The sequence below is a fragment of the Flavobacterium soyangense genome, from assembly GCF_015277675.1.
GTDB lineage: Bacteria > Bacteroidota > Bacteroidia > Flavobacteriales > Flavobacteriaceae > Flavobacterium > Flavobacterium soyangense.
In genome coordinates this window covers 46770-67124 of sequence record NZ_JADHEC010000016.1, presented here as the reverse complement: position 1 = coordinate 67124, position 20355 = coordinate 46770, and the positions used below count along the sequence as shown (strand labels likewise).

Sequence of the window (20355 nt, the reverse complement as noted above, 5' to 3'; positions counted from 1 at the left end):
TTACTAAGCTCATCTCAAAATTTCCTTAGTTTAATTGATTTATTCCTTAACTCGTTGTTTTGTGTTTGAATAGAAAAAACACTTAGAATAGTTTTGCGCTATGTTTAACTAAAATAATTTAAGAAATGAACAAAGAATTAGTGTTTTTAAGAACTTTTGCAGTTGCTACTGCTATTGGAATTGTGTTTGTTGCCTCTTCAGCTTTTAAAAAGAATGGCAATCAAAAATTTAGCGAGATTGATGTAGAAAGAATCAATATCGTGGAAAAAGACGGTACGGTAAAAATGATCATTACAAACGTTGATAAATTTCCAAATGGGAAAGCTATGATTAACGGAAAACCAACTAATGAGGACAGAAAAAAACGCTCAGGTATGTTGTTTTTCAATGAAGACGGTATAGAATGCGGTGGATTTATTTATGATGGACAAAAAAAAGCAAATGGTCATAACTCTGGACTATCATTAACCTTTGACCAATACGATGGAGATCAAGTAATGCAGCTACTTACTCAAGATGAAAAAGAAGGAGACAATAGATTCGTAAGCAGCGGTTTGATGTTTAACGATAGACCCTCTAAAGAGTCGCAAAGTAAAACAGCAAAAATCATGAAAGAGCTGGATGAACTTAGCAAAAAAGATCCTAAAGCTGCTGATGAAAAATACAAAATGTATGAAGCTCAAGGATTGGTAGGAGGTGCTCCTCGTGTTATGTTAGGAAAATCACGAAGTGAAAATAATGGTTTATTTCTTTTTGATAACAAAGGAATGCCTAGAGCTATGTTTTATGTAGACAAGCAAAATAATGCAAAACTTGACTTTTTTGATGACAAAGGCAATACTATTGCTTCGTTTCCTGAAAAAATAAAATAATAATTTTTAAGAAAATAGCCTTATCAAAAATAGGGCTATTTTTGTACATTAATCTATTCTATTTATAATGAAAATTTGGCTCTATAAAATATATCAAAACCGATACTTCGTCCTGTTCATTATGCTTTTTGCTTATGTGCAGTCTGTTTATAGCCGCATATCCGTACGAGAGGTAGTTAATGCCTATACATTTACTCCAGATGCAGCATTGTTTTCATTATTTGAGGCAGGAGTGCTGTTTATCATAACGCTTTACTTTATTAAAATATGGCAAAAATCAAATGTTTTTAGCACTAAAGAAATGCTAAAGATATTCGGTGCATCGCTTATTACGCATCCCCTGGTTATGCAATTAATCGGATTAGCTATCGCCCTTATATTTAATAAATTTGAACGGAATTTTAATATAGAAACCTTTACTTACACAACGTTTACCTTCTTTTTGAACGGTTTTGTATATGGCAGTTTTTTCATAGCTTATTATTATCACAACAAAAATAAAATCCATCAACAGCAATTAACAAACTATCATCAAGCCCTTTCTGAAAGCAGAATTAATCAACTTAAAGCACAACTTAACCCACATTTTTTGTTCAATAATCTGAATGTTTTAGACCAACTGATTGAAGAAGACAAACACAAAGCATCAGAATTTTTGAATGAGTTCGCCGACATTTACCGGTATGTTTTGCAAGCAACAGATAAAAAGCTTGTTCCTATGCACGAAGAATTGGCTTTTGCTACCCAATACTTCAAATTGATACAACACAAATATGGCAAATCTTATCAACTTAAAATTGAAAGTTCAGGAAGTGGCTATATTGTACCCTTAACGCTTCAACTACTTATCGAAAATGCGGTTCAGCATAATTTTGGATCAACGGATAACCCTATCCATATAAAAATAGAGGCAACGGATACCATTTGTATAACGAATAATTTTATTCCAAAGCGGAGTTCAAAGCCAACATCCGGGCACGCTTTGCAAAACATCAAGGAGCAATATAAATTACTAACTCACGACCCAATTGTAATTCAAAAATCGGATAATGAATTTTGTGTAATCATTCCAATAATTCGAACAAAATGATAAAAATCCTCATTATAGAAGACGAAATACCAGCAAGAAAAAAGCTGAAAAGATTTCTTGAAGAGCTAGATAGTACAACCAAAGTGGTTGCCGAAATTGATAATGTAGTATCGGCAGTTGCATTTTTAAAAAATACATCGGTAGATTTAATTTTCTCTGACATTGAATTGCTGGACGGCAATGCTTTTGAAATTTACAGAGAAGTTTCAATTTCCTGTCCAATTATTTTTACAACAGCTTATGACCAGTTTTGGATGGATGCTTTTGAAACCAATGGAATAGCCTATTTGTTAAAACCATTTTCGAAGGAACGTTTTCAGCAAGCCTGGGACAAATTCCTGCTTTTCAGAAATTCATCCTCTGACAAAAACATACAGCTAACCAAACTGTCAAAACTCCTTGAAGAAAACTTCATAAAACAATCTTACAAAAAACGTTTTACCGTTCATACCCGTGGAGAATTCTTTTTTGTAGCTATAGAAAATATTACATTTTTTGGCGCCAATGAAGGTGTTATTTTTGCCTTTGATACCATGGGAAAAAAACATTTATTAAACGAAGTAACTTTAAAAGAAATTGAAGAACAAGTAGATCCTTCGGATTTTTTTAGGATAAACCGAAGTGAACTCATCAGCAAACAACACATAGAAAAAATGGAACGCTACAGTAAAAACATCTTGGCTGTCAAAATAAAAGGTTGTGCAAGCCTCCTGAAAACGAGCCAAAGTAATACTGCTGCTTTTCGTGAGTGGATAGAAAAATAAGAGCGATTGTATAGCATTGTATAATTGTATAGAAGTATTAGCAGGGTTTGTGGGTTGCAAAAGACAGTGCTACTTTTGTGGTTTCAGACTAATAGAAAACAATTTGCTTTGAAACCCGTTACTATTTTATGCAGATCCTTACGCGGTTATTAAAATGTATTTTGATGTACTATTAATAGTAGCAAGTATCGGATTTTATAACGACTAATTTCTTTCGACCTTTGTATTATAAAATTTCACGAAAATGACTGAACAAGAAAATATTAATTATAATAGAATTGCAGAAGCAATTGATTATATAAAAGCAAACTTTAAAAAGCAGCCCAATCTGGATGAAGTTGCTGAGAAAGTTCATTTAAGTCCCTTTCATTTCCAGCGGCTTTTTAGTGAATGGGCTGGCACAAGTCCAAAAAAATTTTTGCAATATACCACCGTAGAATATGCCAAAACTTTATTAAAAGATAATCAAGCAACGCTTTTTGACACAGCCTACGAAACAGGACTTTCAGGTACAGGGCGATTGCACGATTTGTTTATAAATATAGAAGGAATGACACCCGCCGAATACAAAAATGGTGGGAAAAATTTAGGTATAAATTATAGTTTTGCGGAGAGCCCTTTTGGACATATTATAGTAGCACCTACCGACAAAGGAATTTGCTATATGGCATTTGCCGATAATGAAACTTTGGCATTTTCAACAATGCAAAACCATTTTCCAAATGCCCATTTCAGACAAATGGTAGATTTAATTCAGCAAAATGCCCTTTATATTTTCACTCACGATTGGACAAAATTAAATCAAATAAAACTGCACTTAAAAGGAACCGATTTTCAACTAAAAGTTTGGCAAACCCTTTTGAAAATTCCTTTGGGGCAACTGACAACCTATGGTGCTATTGCCGCTAAAATCGAAAAACCAAATGCTTCAAGAGCAGTAGGAACAGCAATTGGCAGCAATCCTGTTGCTTTCTTAATCCCTTGTCATCGAGTAATTCAATCTACAGGAATATTGGGCGGGTATATGTGGGGCAATACTAGAAAAACGGCCATTATTGGTTGGGAAGGAATAAAAACACATTCCGAAGTTATTTAGCAAGTTTCGGGTTTTATGGCTACACGAATAGTTTGATTTTTGCATCTAATAATAAAGTCAAAAAAAATGAGACTAAAGAACGCCATAATAGCATCCCTAAGTTTGCTAATTGTTACACTATTTTTTAACCCATTTCAAATGAATGCTCAAAACAAAAATGAAAAGAAAACATTTATTCTCATTCACGGTTCTTGGCATAGTGCTTGGAATTGGTACAAAGTAACGCCCTTACTCGAAAAGCAAGGACATACTGTTTACTCCATTGATTTGCCAGGAATGGGAAGAGATAAAACGCCAATAGAAAATGTACGATTTGATTCAACAATTCAACAATTGTGCAAACTTATTGATAGTATTCCCGGAAAAGTAATACTAGTGGCTCATAGCAAAAACGGAATATTCAATTCACAATTAGCAGAATTACGACCAAAGAAAATCGAAAAATTAATCTATTTAGCAGCGGTACTTGTTGCTAATGGAAAATGTGCCAAGGACTATTTTGCACTAGATGAAAAAGAAGTTCTCGGTGGTCACATTACTTACAATGGCACTATTTCTTCTATGCTTTTACCTGAAATTTATAAAGAAGGATTATACCACGATTGCCCCGATGACATTACGCAAATGGCTAACATTATTTTGTTACCCGAATCAACAGAGTCTGCAAAAGCAAAATTGAAACTTACAGAAGAAAATTATGGAAGTGTGCCACGATATTATATTGAATGTACCGAAGATAGAGCAATAACACCTTGGTTGCAAGAAAAAATGCTAGCGGAAATGCCTTGCTTGAAAGTATATAAAATTGCTTCGAGCCACTCGCCATTTTTTAGTATGCCTGATAAATTGATCGAAATCATCAATGAAATATCGAAGTTATAAATATGTACAGACCCGAAATATTTAAAATAACAGATCGATCGATTATCAAACAATTTATTAAAGAAAACGGATTCGGTACTTTAATAAGTATTGGAGAAACATATCCAATTGGAACATCATCTATGCATTATTTTGAATACTACACAGATTGTTCGGTTTTAATGGGGATAGCGAAAAGGGTAAAAATTAATATAAAAAACACCCAAATCCTGAAACCCTCACAAGAAAATTAATGACAAATGTATTTCTAGGTCAACAAACCAAATTAGAAGCTTTTACTATAAATACACCCATAGTTCGATACCAAAATTTAATAGCAACTAGACCCAATTTAGTACAGCGGATACCTCAATATCAAATTGCAAGTTATATTGGCGTTACACCAGAATTGCTCCGTAGAATCCGTAAAAAAATTTAGTGAAATCCAAAAAGCAACAACTACAAAATTCAATTGCATTTCTTAACTAAAGTCAATGAATAGTTCTATTTGGTTGATTTAATTTTGTTTCCAATAAATTAATAATAGAGTTATGAACAAAAATAAAATTAAAGAAACCTCGACATGGTCCACTAAAAAACAATTTGGATTAACATGGACTATGTACACCTTGGTGGCAGTTTCAATTGGAGCATTTTGGCACGCCAAATGGTTTGAGAGACAATATAAAGAATTTAATTTTATTACTGCTTCCGAAATCAACGTGCCATTAGCACTAACCTCAATGTTATTATTGGGCTTTATCTCTACTTATTTTTTCTCTAATATTTACAAACCCAATAACGGTAATTTTGGAGCAATTAAAACGGCTATTATTGTACTATTAGTCCCTAGAATGGTAGTTGCATTTGCAAATGCAGCTGAACAAGATGTCAATGGGAAAGGACTGAATTTAATACTATTTGAATTTGGATTATATTTGATCATGTCTATTGTTTGGGGGTTTATATCCAGTAAAATTTATAATAGATAGACTCCCATTTAAAATAAAAATCAAACTTATAGTTAATAGTAAGAATAACAACCTCGGTGCATTAGTCTATTTCTTATCTTAAGTCAACGAGATATAAAGCTTGGATGTTCTAATTTTGTTTAAGATTTAAAAACTATGGAAAATACAAGTGATAAAACCAGAAAATATGCCCAAACTACTGGCTACTCATTATTGTTAATGGCCCTATTAGCCGGCTATGTTTTTGGATACGCCATTCCGAAATTATATAATTTTAATAACCTGCAATTAAACCAAAGTAACGTAAGTTCTCATCTCTACAATTTTATGATGTTGGGAATTATAATGATAATGCTACTCGATTTTGTTGTTGCTATAACGCTATATAAATACTTTAAAAATGACAACAACAAATTAGCTCTTTGGGCAGGTTTTTTACGAATTATTTATTCTATACTATTTTGTATTGCCATTTTTTATTTATTCCAAAATAGGAACGAATTGAACACAGCAGTTTACATTAAAAACTATGATTTATTTCAACGTTATTGGTCAATCGGATTGATTTTTTTTGGTTTTCATTTGCTTTTAGTTGGCATACTAATGAAAGGACACGAATCAATCCCTGCATTTTTATGGTTGCTAATGCTTATGGTTGGCCCAACTTATGTTGTCATTCATTTATTAAAAACCTTTTTGCCTCACTTAACAAATCTTATAGATATATTAAATAGGATCTTTGGGTTTCCCATGGCATTAGCAGAAATTGGCCTAGCTGTTTGGTTGCTAGTTAAAGGTGGTAAAGTAATTGCAATAGGCAACCCGAATACAATAGATAAATCTGAACAGTTTTGGAATCGAGTCGCAAAAAGAACCACTAATCCTTCTCAAAAACCTAATGATAAGACATTAAAAATTCTCGATAGTTTACAAAAACACCTACAGCCAAACGATCATGTTATGGACTTTGCTTGTGGTTCTGGAATTATATCAGCCGAAATCGCTAAAAACGTAAATTCCATTCATGGTATAGATATTTCTTCTCAGATGATTGAGATTGCAAATAATCGTAAAATTGAACAAAATTTAAACAATGTGACGTTCTCTAGAGCAACGCTCTTCGATGAAAATATTCAAATTGCTTCGTTTGATGTAATCATGGCCTTTAATATTTTACATTACCTTGAGGATAAAGCCATTTTTATGAAACGTATAAATGAATTACTTAAGCCTAATGGAATTTTTATTTCTTCGACAATTTATGCAAAGCAGAAAAAAACAATTTTATTTTATTTCTTTACCCTCGTAAACAAGCTCAAAATAATGCCTAAGATCAATTTCTATTCATCAAAAGAGCTTGAAAATAATATATTGAAAGGTAACTTCAAGATGATTGAATCTTATGATATATCTACTATGCCAGAAAGGTTTATTGTCGTTAGAAAGAACTAAAACACAATTTCAAATTCATTACTATGAGAAACATGACACAAGACGAGCAAATAATAGAATGTGAAATTAGACTTTTAGAGGCAATGAAAGCTGGCAACATCAAAGTTCTCGATGAACTACTGTACGACGATTTAATTTTTAATATTCCAACTGGACATACTATTACAAAGTCTATGGACATTGAGAATTATCAATCCGGTATTATGACTGTTTCCGAAATAGTAGCAACGGATCAAATAATTAAATCTATTAACAATATTTCTACTGTTGCGGTGACACTTCATCTAAAGGCAAAATATGCAGACCAAATTGTTGACGGAAAATTTAGATATTTAAGAGTATGGAAATTATTTGACAATTCGTGGAAAGTAGTTGCAGGAAGTGGATTTCAAATTCAATAACCGACACGATAGAACAACGAACCGCTAACATTGACAAACACTACAACAAGCAAAATGAGACTTCCTCCATACAGCAAATTTCCAAGTATTTCTGACGAAATAATATCATTGCGACAAATTCAATTTTCCGACATTAATGATCTTATTGAAATTTCATATTACGACTCTATTCAAGCGATAACATTGAAACAAGCAATTGAAATGCAAGCCAAAATAAATGCGGACTACATTGAAGGCAATTCAATACACTGGGGAATTGTAGACAAATTATCGAATAAAATTGTAGGGACTTGCGGTTATTATCGCGGGCTTGACAAAGGAGAAGGGGAACTTGGTTGCGTTTTATTGCCTAAATACTGTGGACAAGGATATATGACTTTTGCACTGTTATTAGCAATTGAATTTGGACTAAATAATATTGGATTAAAACGCATTTGGGCAAAAACAACTAAACAAAACGAGAAAGCAATAAAACTTATTGAGAAACTTAACTTTATTAAAATTGCAGATTTGGAAGACAATGAAATAGAATACGAATTAAGACAAGATATAAATTTAAAAGACTAAAGAAAAAAATACCTAGCGCTACAGCGCATTTGCAATAAGCGGGTTTCGTGCTCCGCAGACAGTTTTGTGTAGCCGAAAGTTCAGTGCTCCGCGTCAATATTACTAATTTCTTGGAAGCAGTCTAACTTTGTGTCGTCTTGATTTGTTGCTAACTCTTTTGAAAGCTCAGGTTCATAACTTTTTAAAGAAAGTTCGTGAAAAAATATTGCATCAGCCTTATGAGAAACCGCAAGGTTGATCATTTTATTATGAGTCTCAATATTTGCAGTAATATCTCCCTTAATTGGTCTTGTTTGTGCTACTGTTATTTTCATCTCTGTCGTTTTAAATTGCCACTAACGTCAGTCTGTCTAATAACCTTCGTTTTTACGTTTTGTATTCGGACTCCTGTCATTGAAAAATCTCAAATATGGAATCCTCAGAGCTTTAATTTAGGTTTTTAGACAGTTTGCCGTTTGGTGATGTGGCGGATTAAGTAAGTCTAGGCTTTCGGTTAATGACTAATTTTACAAGTACAAAACCATCTTTAAATTAAGCTCTAAACCCGATATATTGACAAACGACGGTTAGTGGTTCGTTTTTTTTTGTCCGTTTGCTAGTCCCATATTTGAGGTCTTTCAAGTCCAAGTGTCCGCAAATATGAAAGCATTTGTCCTGTATGAACTGCTTCGTGATATGCAATTCGTTGTAAATAATCTCCAAGTCGTCTGCGTTGTCCTTTTTCTGAACGAATAATTTGAATTGTTGAAAAGTCGTTTGGACTGAATTCTTTTATTGTTTCTAAAAAAGCCATTCTAAAAGGTTCTGCAAAGTTAAGTTCTGCCTGTAAATCAGTATATGGTCTGTTTGTCCAAGGTGAAACATAGTCGCCTAAATTTCCTCTCTTATTCACTATCATATGAAATAAGTGTTCGCCTTCTAAAATGTGTCTTATCATTTCAAGACAATTCATTGCATTAATGTCTGGTCGCCAAAAATAATTTTCTGGTGTAATTCCTGTCCAAAGTTTTATACTTCTTCTTCTGATTTCTTCAAAGTTTAGAATTATTATTTCGTTTTGTGTCATATTCCGATTTTATCTGTTTATTGTAATTTTGATTTTGTTGTTTCGGTGTCGTGCGTTACAATGACCACTACCTCATCGATACAAGAAGTACTTTTTCTTTGTCCTTTTTTATCCATTTAAAAAACAGTTTACGTGTATTTTTTCATCATATTTATCCTGCTTATTTTTTCGTCATTTATTTCAAAAATAACTACTTGCTCGATTTTTTCAACACTCCCATTACGTCCATGAATATATTCCTGCACAATAACTTTATTATCAAAAGTAATAGTCTTTACTATTTCAGCTCGAAGATTAGGTGAATTCAAGAAAAGTTCAGCGTACATTTTTCGACAATCGTTTATACCTTCAATAATTGTTTTATTGTTTGAAAAGTCAACAACTTTAATTTCTTTACTAAAAACAGCCATCATACTATCAATATCTCTCTCTTCATAAGCACGCATCTGTTTCTCTACAATTTGTTCTATTGTCATTTTATGTTTTTTTAATTTATGAATTTACTATTTACGTAATTTGTATCACTCTGAACAAGCGGGGATGTTTTCGATAAAAATTTTGGTTTTGTATTTTGTACGATTAAGAAAGTCTAAACCTTCAGTTAATCACTCAATTCACAAGTATTAAATCAACTTTAAATTAAGCCTAAACCTGTCCTATTTCAAAACAGCGCTTAGCGGTTGGCTTTTATCTCTATTTGGGTTTTAATACTTTGTTTTACATCTTCCCATTCACTATCCAAAATACTATAAAAAGCGGTATTTCTCGGAATTCCATTTGGTTCGATTTTATCTTTTCTTAAAACCCCTTCAAATATTCCGCCAATTTTTTGAATTGCTTTTCTTGAACGTGCATTGTTCTCTTTTGCTCTAAATTGAACTCTATTGGTTTTTAAATTTTCGAAACAATAATTGAGCAATAGTAATTTGCATTCTAGGTTTACAGTTGTCCCCCAATATTCTTTCATAATCCAAGTAACACCAATTTCTATTTTTTTGTCATTCGGATATATTTCAAGAAATCTGGTAGTTCCAATAATTTTGTTGGAATCTTTGTGAACAATAACGAAGGGATACACTGTTCCTTTTTCTCTGTCATTTATTGCGTTGTTGAAATTAGGATAAAATATTTCTTCAACTGAGTAGTCTACAGATGTTAGTTCCCATATTTCTTTATTGGATGCCGCACGAAATAAATCTTCCAAATGTTCTTTTTCTAAAGGTAGGAGCTCTATTTTATCTCCTTTTAATACTATAGGGTGATTAATCCAATTGTCCTTCATAAGGCTTTATCATTTATTTGATTACTAATTTTTTGTCTTGCTGATTCCCATTCGCTGTCAATCAAATGCCCTAGGATTTGCTTCTTGCTCCATTTCTCTATTTCTGGTTTATATGAAAATATTTCCTCTTCTATGTTTTCTAATAAAGAGGGTACTGTTTTACATAAAAATTCAAGTCGTTTTATTGATTCCTTCATCCTATCAATTTATATTCGTTGTTATTTGGCGGCCTAAATACGATGGTGGCCAAATGTAAAGCAAAACAGTAATCAAAATAACAAAACACAAACCCAGAGCACTCGCTTCTATCCCAAAATCGCCTCCGCTAAGCCACACTGGTGCATTATCAAATACCGGTTTAAATAAACTAGGCTCTTTGCTGCCACTAACACCAAAGCCAAGAATTGTCCCTTGCATATAATTTGCCATAAAATGTAGCCCTAAAGACATCGCTAAACTTTTAGTTTTTATATAGGCAATCCCAAACATAATGGAAGCAATAAATATATTAATTGAAGCCAATATTTTTACTGTACCGGTCATTCCTGGGTTGTTGACATGCGTTAGTAAAAAGAGTCCCGCAAGAACGAATTGCGCTGGCCACTCACCAAATGCCTTAATTAATCGTTGAAACATAAAACCTCTAAACAGCAACTCTTCAGCTATTGCTGCTAAAAGAAATATTGAAAAACCAAAAAGAATAGTTGAAAAAGAAAAAACATTTAGCTGCCAATGTATAAAACCAAAAATTGTCAAAATAGAAACAGGTAAAATCATTAGTAAAGCACCAATCAGTAGTCCAATACAAAGTTCTTTAAGCCAAGTTGAATTAAATTTTCCAACCAAGTCACTTACTGATTTACGCCTTAACATTTGACAAATTATAGAAACAACTGAAATCAAAATGACTTGATGTGTCATTGTTATTTCAAATGAAAAACGATCCGCCAAAATAATTAACGAAAATAAGAAAGAAGCCAGAATCAGGAAAAACAGAACCACCCACCAGATGCTTCGGATTTGTTTTTCGGGAGTTAAAAAAAAACGTAGTGCCATATTTATTTATTTTTTCGACCGTAACAAAGTTTACTATTTTATGAAATAGATTTATAGATTTATTTAAATGATGCTCTCCTTGGTTGATACATTCAAGTAGCGCTCTTTTATTATTTTAATATGTCTTAACTCGTGTCCCGCAAGATGATACGCCAATGCTCTTACCGTTCTACTATTTATAATACTACCATCATTATCAATGCCACCACCACTTCTCATAAAAGCATCTTCGGGAAGGTTCTGGAACAAAGACAATGTGGCGTCTCTAACAGATTCATATTCCTCAAAAATACTATCCAAACTTCTTTCATTGGCATATGAATATTTTGCGTAATCATTCTCTTCAAAACCGTGCAAAGGCGTATTGTCATTTCTACCGTATCGCAAAGCTCTGTAAGCAAATATTCGCTCATCGTCTATTATATGAACCAAAATTTCTTTAATGGTCCATTTTCCCTCGTCATACCTGTAATACAGTTTTTCTTCTGGTAAATTGTATATGAATTTTTTGATTTTTACGAAGTTTTCCCTCATATTTTGAAGAATCATTCCATCGTCTTTTAAAAGTTCCATATACATTTCCGAGTATTCTGGATATTCTTCTTTTTTAGGTTTTTCGATTATTCTAAAATTTGAATTTCTGTCCGTCATAATTTTTATTTTTTATAAATCATCCTCACATTTTTTAGTTGAATTACTATTTTAAAATGACTACAATGAAATAACCACATTCCCTTTTTTATGTCCTTTTTCTACATAAGTATGCGCTTCTACCATTTGCTCCAATGAATACGTTTTATCAATTATTGGTTTAAGTTCACCTAATTCAATTAGCGTTTTAAGAAAATTGATGTCGTCCGCAGTATGATTAATCATACCTGCTATCACTTTTATTTTCTTGCTACTGGTTATAGATACCCAAGTACCTTGTGCCATTTCTGAAAATCCTGCGGCACTTAAAATCAATGTTCCGTAAATTTTTAATGACTGTAAACTATCTGAAACCGGCATTTTATTTACCGAATCAAAAATCACATCATACGTTTGTCCGTTTTTAGTAAAATCTTCTTTGGTATAATCAATCACCTTGTCTGCTCCTAATGATTTCACTAAATCAACATTAGCAGTACTACAAACTCCTGTTACATTTGCTCCAAAATGTTTAGCCAGTTGAACAGCAGCCGTTCCAACTGCTCCTGAAGCGCCAAAAACAAGCACTTTTTGACCTTTTTGAATAGAAGTTTTTTTCAAAAAATGCAAAGCAGTTGTTCCTCCAAATGGAATTACTGCTGCTTCTTGATGCGAAATAGTTTTAGGTTTTAATGCTATAGAACCATTTTCCGGAAAACATTTATAGTTGGCATAAGTACCAAAACTCATATCCGTATGACCAAAAACTTGATCGCCAACTTTAAAACGTTGCACGCTTGAACCTATACTTTCTATTTCACCCGAAAAAACACTACCAAGTATGCTTGTTTTTGGTTTAAAAAGTCCAAAAAAATAATCGAACGGCAAAAGGATCTGCTTTTCGAAGTCGCACATCACCCGAATTAACGGCTGTAGCTTTAATTTTAATCAGAATTTCATTTTGCTTTGGAATTGGCTTTTCAATTTCTTTCAATTGAAGTACTTCGGGAGAACCATATTCTTTATAAACTATTGATTTCATCTTGACTATAATTTTTATTAGGTTTATTGCGGTTGCAAAAGTATTTCTATCTTATTTTAAAATCATTGACTTGAGTTAAGAAATGAAAATAGTTCTTTTTGAATGCCTTATTAACCAAAAAAAGACTTACAAATTAAATTTTGCAAGTCTTTTTTATTTAAAAATTGAACTAAAATCTACTCTTCCTCCTTCTTAATCACTTTTCTGGCCACTTCGATTTTGAATTTCTTGCCTTTCATTTTTTCGTCCTTGATATTGTGAAGCAAGTCTTTTACTTTGTTGAATTTTACGGCGGCGAATGAAATAAAATCCTTCACTTCAATTAATCCCAAATCGCCTTTTTCGAGTTTTCCTTTTTGGGAAAAGAAACCCACAACATCTATTTTGTTCAATTTATTTTTCTTTCCACCACTGATGTAGATGGTTTGAAATTCGGGAGGTTTTGGCAAAGTTGTGCTGTTTTCCACTTTCAGAACGGGCATTCCATAATCGATATAATCCAGCTTTTTTTCGCTTTCGTGAGCGATAATATAAGCCGTTCCGGATGCCAACATTCGAGCCGTTCTTCCGTTTCTATGTGTAAATTCGTCTTCCTTAGATGGTAAATGATAATGAATAACGTGTTTCATTTCGGGAATATCGAGTCCACGTGCAGCCAAATCCGTTGTGATTAAATAACTAACACTTCCGTTTCTGAACTGGATTAAAGCGCGTTCCCGCTCGTCTTGATCCATTCCACCGTGATAATAGGTGGCATAAATTCCTTTTTCGTTCAAAGTGTCGCTAATGCGTTCTGCAGCATCTCGATGGTTGCAAAACACCAATGCCGATTGTGATTTCAACGAGCAAATCAAGTTGAACAAACTGCCTATTTTGTCTTTTTCTTTCGAAACCACCATTTTCATAGCAAGATTGGTGGCTTCTACTTCACTCGGAATAAAATCCAAAATCGTAGGATTTACAACTCGGGTATATTTTGGAATTTCGATATCAGAAGTTGCCGAAACCAAAACCCGTTTGTTCAGTTTAGATAATTTCCCAATGATGAATGACATTTGTTCGTGAAAACCCAATTGCAAAGATTTATCAAATTCGTCCAGAATCAAGGTTTCAATTTTGTCCAATCGAAAAGTGCCTCTGTCCATGTGATCTGCAATTCGTCCAGGAGTTCCAATTAAAACGGCTGGCGGATTGCTTAAATTTTTAATTTCGGTATCAATGGAATGTCCGCCGTAGCAAACATTTACTTTATAATCAGTTCCCATTTTTTTCCAGACTTGCTCGATTTGCAAGCCTAATTCACGCGAAGGAACCAGAATCAAACATTGGACAGATAGAATTTCGGGTCTCAACATTTCGAAAATGGGCAACAGAAAAGCTAGTGTTTTCCCGGAACCTGTAGGCGAAAGCAGTAAAATATTATTGTCGCTCAAAATGGTTTCCTGGGCGGCAACCTGCATTTCGTTTAGGCTTTCGATACCTAAATTGAGGAGTAAATTATTAGAATGGTGCTTTTTATTCATTTTGCAAAGGTAAAATGAATTATGAATTATGAGTTATGAATTATGAATTTAAAAATTGCTTACGCAATAGAATTTTCGTCTTCGAACAATAATTTTATGTTTTCATAGGAATTTTTTAAAACTTCCGGCATTTCACTCGGACTGAGCCAAACCGCTTTTTCTATTCCTTCTTCTATTTGTCCAATAGGAATTCCTTCAAAATCGGAATGCATTTCAAACCAATGCGTGATTTTTAGTTTGTAAATGCCATTTCGTTTGAATACATGATACGTTTTTTGAAGTTTTTTTGTTATTGTTAACTGGTTTACACCAGTTTCTTCCTCGACCTCACGCATTGCCGTGGCTTCGATTTCTTCCCCTTTTTCCGTTCCTCCTTTTGGTAAATCCCATTTTCCGCCTCTGAAAATAAATAAAACCTCTCCCTTTTTATTGTAGACTAAACCCCCTCCAGCTTTAGAAACAGGAATTTTAGATTTCAAAGTTTTCATAATCTCTTTCTCATCAGGATGGTAGAGATAAGCTTTTTGAATTTTGTTTTGAAAAATTTTGACGATAAGCTGAACTATATCAACACTTTCCAATAAGAATAGCTGAAAATTTGTCTCCTTGGAGATTTCATTTGTCAAAAAAAGTGGTTTGTCGTTCACAAAAACTTTATACATTTGTATTATGATATTTAATAAAGATACTGCCGAGAAAACTGCCGAATTGCTTTTGCAAATAAATGCAATTAAATTGAATCCAAGAAATCCTTTTACATGGGCTTCGGGATGGCAATCACCAATTTATTGTGACAACCGATTAATTTTGTCGTTTCCGCTCATAAGAAATTATGTTCGTGATGAATTTTCGAAACATATAGAAAAACAATTTGGAAAGCCCGATGTTATTGCCGGTGTCGCCACAGGAGCAATAGGAATTGGGATTTTAGTTGCCGAAAGTATGGGTTTGCCTTTTGTTTATGTCCGACCAGAACCAAAAAAACACGGGAGACAAAACCAGGTGGAAGGCTTTCTTCAAAAAGGTCAAAATGTAGTAATTGTTGAAGATTTAATAAGCACCGGAAACAGCAGTTTGCTTGCTGTGGAGGCCTTGCGCACTGCCGGAGCAAACGTAAAAGGTATGGCTGCAATCTTTACTTATGGATTTGATGTTGCCAAAGAAAACTTTAAAAATGCCAATGTTGACTTGTTAACTTTGAGTAATTATCAGAATTTATTAGACTTGGCCGTTGCCAAAAGATACATTACTGAAGACGAAGAAGCAACATTAAGAGAATGGAATTTGAGTCCATCGACTTGGATCGTAAAAGTTTAAAATTTCAAAAAAGTAAGACCATTACTATTGAATATTCAATTAAGAAAATAAAAAATGAACTTAGAAAGCCCTACAGTTACTGTTGAAAAATCAGCACAAGAATTATTTGATTTATTAAGCGATGTACGAAATTTCGAGAAATTAATGCCTGAAAACATTGCAAAATTTGAAGTTATCGGTGACGATGCTTTTATTTTTGGATTAAAAGGAATGCCCGAAATAAAACTAAAAATGAAAGAAAAAGTAGCACCTAACAAAATTGTTCTTGGTGCTGCAAGTGATAAATTACCTTTTACTTTGGTTGCTGATATTAATTCGGCTTCAGATAATTCGTCAAATGTACAATTACTTTTTGAAGGCGAATTTAATGCGATGATGTGTATGATGATAAAAGGACCTATATCGAAATTTATTGAAACTTTGGCAGGAAATATGTCAAAATTGTAAATTATTATACTTTATAAACAAGAAAACCTTTTAGTTTGTACTAAAAGGTTTTCTTGTTTATAAGGCTTAATATAACATTTGAATTTCTTTGATATCAAATTCAGAAATTGAATCATCTTCCAAAAGTATTTCTAGTTTTCCAATGGGTGAAACGCCTTGAATAATTCCCATAAAATTTTGCTTATTTTTGTCTTCAAACGGCATAGGAATTCCCATTTTAAAGAGTTTATTGGTGTATTCAGTCCACAACAAATGTGAGTTTTGGTTCCAAGACAATATATTTTGTTCCAACATTTCGACAATCTTCAAAAGAATTTCTTCTTTGTCAAAAGTTTTGTTGCAGATTCTTGCTAATGATGATGCTTTGGGCAAATTTTCAAAATTAATTTGATTGACGTTCAATCCTAAACCCACGATAGAATTAATACTTCCATCGCTTTTTATGCTGTTTTCAATAAGAATACCGCCTATCTTTTTAGTATCTGACATAATGTCGTTTGGCCATTTAATACTTAATTCAGGAATGTTCAACTCTTCTAATACCTGAATTATAGAAACAGACACTGCGATATTAACGTCAAAAATTCGATTAATATTTGTTATAAAATCTTTAACCAAAACACTCATTATTAAGTTTTTACTAGGCTCTGAATCCCACACAGAGCCCATTTGCCCTTTGCCTTTTGTTTGAGTTTCGGCATTAACAACAGTAAAATTTTCTAGTATTTGGTTGCTCGATAATCCTTTTAGGAATTCGTTTGTGGAATCTATGGCATCGAGTTTGATTAGTTTCATAAGAAGTTATTTGTGGAACAAAATTTAATATTATGTTAAGGTTCAAAAATAATCACAAAAAATGGTAACTTTACAAACTTATATTAAAAATAATTCATGGCTAAAAAGATTGTAAATAATGATGTTCTACTAGCAAACATCATCAAGGGAATAGAAGAAGTAAAAGGAAATGACATCGATATTCTGGACTTAAGAGAAATAGACACCGCCGTTTGTGACTATTTTGTTATCTGTAACGGAAATTCAAACACACAAGTAAACGCCATTGTTAACTCCATTCAAAAAATAGTTTCAAAAGAATTAAAAGACAAACCTTGGCATGTTGAAGGATCTGATAATGCGGAATGGGTTCTTATGGACTATGTTAGCATTGTGGTTCACGTTTTCCAAAAACACATTCGAGAATATTACAACATCGAAAGTCTTTGGGGTGACGCCAAAATTACTAAAATCGAGAATAAATACTAAAGAAATATACCTCTAATGGCAAAAGATAATAATCAAAATTCAAATAAATTCAAAGTTAGTCCTTGGTTGATTTATACAGCCATATTGTTGGTTTTCCTGACTATAAGCTTTTTTACAGGCGGTTCAAGTTTTCAAGAACCTGCGCAATTAACATCTTCAAATTTTAATGCTTATTTGGAAAAAGGGCAGATTGAAAAGGTAATTGTATACAATAAATCGGAAGCTGAAGTATTTTTAACAACTGCAGCACTAAAAGATCCAGCAAATAAAAAAGTGGCAAAAGATATTTTAGACCGTCCAAATAAAGGGCCACATTATACTTTTATCATTGGTAACGATCAACTTTTTCAAACTAAATTGGAGAAAGCGGTTGCAGAAGGAAAATTAAAAGATTTTAATTTCTTGCCTAAAAACAATTGGACCGATATTTTCGTAAGCCTATTGCCAATCATCATTATCATTGGAGTTTGGATATTCATAATGAGAAGAATGTCCGGCGGTGGCGGTGGCGGCGGTGGCCAAATTTTCAATATTGGAAAATCAAAAGCCAAGCTTTTCGACGAAAAAACGGATATTAAAACTTCTTTCAAAGATGTAGCTGGTTTAGAAGGCGCAAAGGAAGAAATACAAGAAATTGTGGAATTCCTGAAGAATCCAGAAAAATACACTAATCTAGGCGGGAAAATTCCAAAAGGCGCACTGCTCGTTGGACCTCCGGGAACCGGAAAAACCTTATTGGCAAAAGCAGTTGCAGGCGAAGCTCAAGTGCCATTTTTCTCTTTATCAGGTTCTGATTTTGTGGAAATGTTTGTTGGAGTCGGTGCCTCAAGAGTACGTGATTTATTCAAGCAAGCCAAAGAAAAATCTCCTGCAATTATCTTTATAGATGAAATTGATGCTGTGGGTAGAGCAAGAGGAAAAAACAATATGTCGGGCGGAAATGATGAACGTGAAAACACGTTAAATCAATTATTGACCGAAATGGATGGTTTTGGAACCAATTCGAATGTGATTGTTTTAGCCGCAACCAATAGAGCCGATGTACTTGACAAAGCTTTGATGCGTGCTGGTCGTTTTGACAGACAAATTTTTGTGGACCTACCAGACATTCGCGAACGTGCTGAAATTTTTAAAGTTCACCTTGCTCCATTGAAAAAAATTGAAGGTCTTGATACCGACTTTTTGGCCAAACAAACTCCTGGATTTTCGGGTGCCGATATTGCTAATGTCTGTAATGAAGCCGCTTTAATCGCCGCAAGAAATAACAAAACTGCGGTTGACAAACAAGATTTCTTAGATGCTGTAGACAGAATTGTAGGCGGACTTGAAAAGAAAAATAAAATTGTAACTCCTGACGAAAAGAAAGCCATTGCGATCCACGAAGCAGGTCACGCAACTGTAAGTTGGATGCTCGAACACGCAGCACCATTAATAAAAGTAACAATTGTTCCAAGAGGGCAAAGCCTTGGGGCAGCTTGGTATTTACCGGAAGAACGCTTGATTGTTCGCACAGATCAAATGCTCGACGAAATGTGTGCCACAATGGGAGGAAGAGCTGCTGAGAAAGTAACATTCGACAGAATTTCAACTGGTGCATTGAGTGATTTGGAAAAAGTGACCAGACAAGCTAGAGCAATGGTAACCATTTATGGATTGAATGAAAAAATAGGAAATGTTACTTATTATGATTCAACAGGCCAAAGTGAATACAGTTTTTCAAAACCATATTCCGAGGAAACTGCCAAGACAATTGATAAAGAAATATCTTTGTTAATCGAAAGCCAATACGAAAGAGCCATCAAAATATTGGAAGACAATAAAGACAAATTGAATCAGCTTGCAGACATCCTTATCGAAAAAGAAGTAATCTTTAAAGATGACTTAGAAACCATATTCGGAAAAAGAACATTTGACTCAAATCTAGAAGAAGTAGTCTCTTAATAAGAGAAAACATATATTATTTTAAAATCTTAATTCAAAAGTGTCTTTTGAATTAAGATTTTTTTATCTTTGGACGTTTTCAAATAATTTATAAAGTAGTATAGAAAAATATGAGTCTTTTTAGAAAATTTTTTGGTTCAAATAACCCAGATTCTGAAGGGGGAAAAGATAATGAATTCAGCAAGTTCTCTCCGGATAATGATGCACCTCTGGAAGAACAGTTTATCTATAATTTCAAGAAGAATGGCGGAAAATTTTTATACTGTGAAAATGAAGCAGAAGTAAAAGATCATTTTGAAAATATTTTGGAAGAAAACGACTGGTTCGAAAGCGAAGCTTTATGCTATGAACCGGAACTTTTTAGCATGCTTGAAGAAAATAAAGTCACGCACCAAAAACCAAAACATCCTTCTTTTCTTTTGGCAAACTGTGAAAACCTTATTACTGAAGAAGGTTCAATATTATTTTCATCCAAACAAATCAAGCAACATAAACCAAACGAACTACCAGCCAATATCATTGTTTTAGCTACCACCAGCCAGATTATTGGAACAAAAAGCGACGGCTTGAGTGTTATAAAAAAGAAATACATTAGAGATTATCCAACAAATATAACGACAATAAAATATTTCGAAAAAGTTGAAGACGAAGACTTTACTCAATATGGTAGCACTGCAAAAAATCTATACTTATTGCTTTTAGAAGATCAATAGA

The 20355-nt window shown here is 33.3% G+C and carries 28 protein-coding genes; 16 read left to right on the top strand and 12 right to left on the bottom strand.

Going from position 1 to position 20355, the window contains the following annotated elements:
• The first annotated feature begins 125 nt into the window (after nucleotides 1-125).
• The 11 genes from IR213_RS08800 (at nucleotide 126) to IR213_RS08750 (ending at nucleotide 8074) form a co-directional block, all read left to right on the top strand.
• Nucleotides 126-872 (top strand): hypothetical protein, encoded by a 747-nt coding sequence (locus IR213_RS08800; RefSeq protein ID WP_194311936.1) that lies wholly within the window; start codon nucleotides 126-128, stop codon nucleotides 870-872.
• A 67-nt stretch (nucleotides 873-939) separates the two neighbouring features.
• Entirely contained in the window at nucleotides 940-1962 is a 1023-nt protein-coding gene (locus tag IR213_RS08795; protein ID WP_194311935.1) for a sensor histidine kinase, read from the top strand.
• Entirely contained in the window at nucleotides 1959-2726 is a 768-nt protein-coding gene (locus IR213_RS08790; protein WP_194311934.1) for a LytR/AlgR family response regulator transcription factor, read from the top strand. The genes IR213_RS08795 and IR213_RS08790 overlap by 4 nt, the downstream gene beginning before the upstream one ends.
• A 244-nt stretch (nucleotides 2727-2970) precedes the next feature.
• On the top strand, nucleotides 2971-3822 hold the full coding sequence (locus tag IR213_RS08785) for a bifunctional helix-turn-helix domain-containing protein/methylated-DNA--[protein]-cysteine S-methyltransferase (protein ID WP_194311933.1): 852 nt from the start codon (nucleotides 2971-2973) through the stop codon (nucleotides 3820-3822).
• Between the two features lie 66 nt (nucleotides 3823-3888).
• Entirely contained in the window at nucleotides 3889-4704 is an 816-nt protein-coding gene (locus IR213_RS08780; protein ID WP_228479139.1) for an alpha/beta fold hydrolase, read from the top strand.
• A gap of 2 nt (nucleotides 4705-4706) precedes the next feature.
• A complete protein-coding gene (locus IR213_RS08775) occupies nucleotides 4707-4937 on the top strand; it encodes an FMN-binding negative transcriptional regulator (RefSeq protein ID WP_194311932.1) in 231 nt (76 codons plus the stop codon).
• Nucleotides 4937-5122, top strand: a complete 186-nt coding sequence (locus tag IR213_RS08770) for a cyclic nucleotide-binding domain-containing protein (RefSeq protein WP_194311931.1) — start codon at nucleotides 4937-4939, stop codon at nucleotides 5120-5122. Before IR213_RS08775 ends, IR213_RS08770 begins: the two co-directional genes overlap by 1 nt.
• 112 nt (nucleotides 5123-5234) lie before the next feature.
• Entirely contained in the window at nucleotides 5235-5675 is a 441-nt protein-coding gene (locus IR213_RS08765; RefSeq protein WP_194311930.1) for a hypothetical protein, read from the top strand.
• Nucleotides 5676-5810: 135 nt separating this feature from the next.
• Nucleotides 5811-7106, top strand: coding sequence for a DUF4386 family protein (locus tag IR213_RS08760; protein ID WP_194311929.1), 1296 nt, complete (start codon nucleotides 5811-5813; stop codon nucleotides 7104-7106).
• Between the two features lie 23 nt (nucleotides 7107-7129).
• The gene (locus tag IR213_RS08755) at nucleotides 7130-7507 is read left to right on the top strand and encodes a nuclear transport factor 2 family protein (protein WP_228479138.1); all 378 of its coding nucleotides are present in this window, start codon (nucleotides 7130-7132) and stop codon (nucleotides 7505-7507) included.
• A gap of 54 nt (nucleotides 7508-7561) precedes the next feature.
• The gene (locus tag IR213_RS08750) at nucleotides 7562-8074 is read left to right on the top strand and encodes a GNAT family N-acetyltransferase (protein WP_194311928.1); all 513 of its coding nucleotides are present in this window, start codon (nucleotides 7562-7564) and stop codon (nucleotides 8072-8074) included.
• Nucleotides 8075-8154: 80 nt separating this feature from the next.
• Here the strand turns inward: IR213_RS08750 and IR213_RS08745 are convergent, their stop codons facing one another.
• The 11 genes from IR213_RS08745 to IR213_RS08700 form a co-directional block, all read right to left on the bottom strand.
• Nucleotides 8155-8388 (bottom strand): carbon-nitrogen hydrolase family protein, encoded by a 234-nt coding sequence (locus IR213_RS08745; protein ID WP_194311927.1) that lies wholly within the window; start codon nucleotides 8386-8388, stop codon nucleotides 8155-8157.
• Between the two features lie 281 nt (nucleotides 8389-8669).
• Nucleotides 8670-9140, bottom strand: coding sequence for a DinB family protein (locus tag IR213_RS08740; RefSeq protein ID WP_194311926.1), 471 nt, complete (start codon nucleotides 9138-9140; stop codon nucleotides 8670-8672).
• A gap of 128 nt (nucleotides 9141-9268) precedes the next feature.
• Nucleotides 9269-9616: a nuclear transport factor 2 family protein gene (locus tag IR213_RS08735; protein ID WP_194311925.1), complete on the bottom strand. Its 348-nt coding sequence runs from the start codon at nucleotides 9614-9616 to the stop codon at nucleotides 9269-9271.
• A 197-nt stretch (nucleotides 9617-9813) separates the two neighbouring features.
• Nucleotides 9814-10422, bottom strand: a complete 609-nt coding sequence (locus tag IR213_RS08730; RefSeq protein WP_194311924.1) for a GNAT family N-acetyltransferase — start codon at nucleotides 10420-10422, stop codon at nucleotides 9814-9816.
• Nucleotides 10419-10619: a DinB family protein gene (locus IR213_RS08725; RefSeq protein ID WP_194311923.1), complete on the bottom strand. Its 201-nt coding sequence runs from the start codon at nucleotides 10617-10619 to the stop codon at nucleotides 10419-10421. The genes IR213_RS08730 and IR213_RS08725 overlap by 4 nt, the downstream gene beginning before the upstream one ends.
• A 4-nt stretch (nucleotides 10620-10623) precedes the next feature.
• Entirely contained in the window at nucleotides 10624-11343 is a 720-nt protein-coding gene (locus tag IR213_RS08720; RefSeq protein ID WP_194311922.1) for a CPBP family intramembrane glutamic endopeptidase, read from the bottom strand.
• 198 nt (nucleotides 11344-11541) lie between these two features.
• Nucleotides 11542-12129: a DinB family protein gene (locus IR213_RS08715; RefSeq protein ID WP_194311921.1), complete on the bottom strand. Its 588-nt coding sequence runs from the start codon at nucleotides 12127-12129 to the stop codon at nucleotides 11542-11544.
• 60 nt (nucleotides 12130-12189) lie between these two features.
• Nucleotides 12190-12996: an NAD(P)-dependent alcohol dehydrogenase gene (locus tag IR213_RS08710; RefSeq protein ID WP_228479137.1), complete on the bottom strand. Its 807-nt coding sequence runs from the start codon at nucleotides 12994-12996 to the stop codon at nucleotides 12190-12192.
• Nucleotides 12965-13150: a hypothetical protein gene (locus IR213_RS16305; RefSeq protein WP_228479136.1), complete on the bottom strand. Its 186-nt coding sequence runs from the start codon at nucleotides 13148-13150 to the stop codon at nucleotides 12965-12967. The genes IR213_RS08710 and IR213_RS16305 overlap by 32 nt, the downstream gene beginning before the upstream one ends.
• Nucleotides 13151-13326: 176 nt before the next feature.
• Complete coding sequence (locus IR213_RS08705) at nucleotides 13327-14673, bottom strand: DEAD/DEAH box helicase (RefSeq protein ID WP_194311920.1); 1347 nt, start codon at nucleotides 14671-14673, stop codon at nucleotides 13327-13329.
• A gap of 59 nt (nucleotides 14674-14732) precedes the next feature.
• Nucleotides 14733-15335 (bottom strand): NUDIX hydrolase, encoded by a 603-nt coding sequence (locus tag IR213_RS08700; RefSeq protein WP_194311919.1) that lies wholly within the window; start codon nucleotides 15333-15335, stop codon nucleotides 14733-14735.
• A gap of 7 nt (nucleotides 15336-15342) precedes the next feature.
• On the opposite strand from IR213_RS08700, the gene pyrE reads away from it, so the two are divergent.
• Entirely contained in the window at nucleotides 15343-15990 is a 648-nt protein-coding gene (gene pyrE / locus IR213_RS08695) for an orotate phosphoribosyltransferase (RefSeq protein ID WP_194311918.1), read from the top strand.
• Nucleotides 15991-16044: 54 nt separating this feature from the next.
• Nucleotides 16045-16437 carry an SRPBCC family protein gene (locus tag IR213_RS08690; protein WP_194311917.1) on the top strand — a complete coding sequence of 131 codons (393 nt, stop codon included), beginning with the start codon at nucleotides 16045-16047 and terminating at the stop codon, nucleotides 16435-16437.
• Between the two features lie 66 nt (nucleotides 16438-16503).
• On the opposite strand, the gene IR213_RS08685 is transcribed toward IR213_RS08690, so the two are convergent.
• On the bottom strand, nucleotides 16504-17232 hold the full coding sequence (locus IR213_RS08685) for a biotin--[acetyl-CoA-carboxylase] ligase (RefSeq protein WP_194311916.1): 729 nt from the start codon (nucleotides 17230-17232) through the stop codon (nucleotides 16504-16506).
• 96 nt (nucleotides 17233-17328) lie between these two features.
• On the opposite strand from IR213_RS08685, the gene rsfS reads away from it, so the two are divergent.
• The 3 genes from rsfS to IR213_RS08670 all read left to right on the top strand — a co-directional run bounded on the left by rsfS (nucleotide 17329) and on the right by IR213_RS08670 (nucleotide 20354).
• Nucleotides 17329-17700 (top strand): ribosome silencing factor, encoded by a 372-nt coding sequence (gene rsfS / locus IR213_RS08680; RefSeq protein ID WP_194311915.1) that lies wholly within the window; start codon nucleotides 17329-17331, stop codon nucleotides 17698-17700.
• A 15-nt stretch (nucleotides 17701-17715) separates the two neighbouring features.
• Nucleotides 17716-19641 carry an ATP-dependent zinc metalloprotease FtsH gene (gene ftsH, locus IR213_RS08675; protein ID WP_194311914.1) on the top strand — a complete coding sequence of 642 codons (1926 nt, stop codon included), beginning with the start codon at nucleotides 17716-17718 and terminating at the stop codon, nucleotides 19639-19641.
• A gap of 110 nt (nucleotides 19642-19751) precedes the next feature.
• On the top strand, nucleotides 19752-20354 hold the full coding sequence (locus tag IR213_RS08670) for an LUD domain-containing protein (protein ID WP_194311913.1): 603 nt from the start codon (nucleotides 19752-19754) through the stop codon (nucleotides 20352-20354).
• Nucleotide 20355 lies beyond the last annotated feature (1 nt).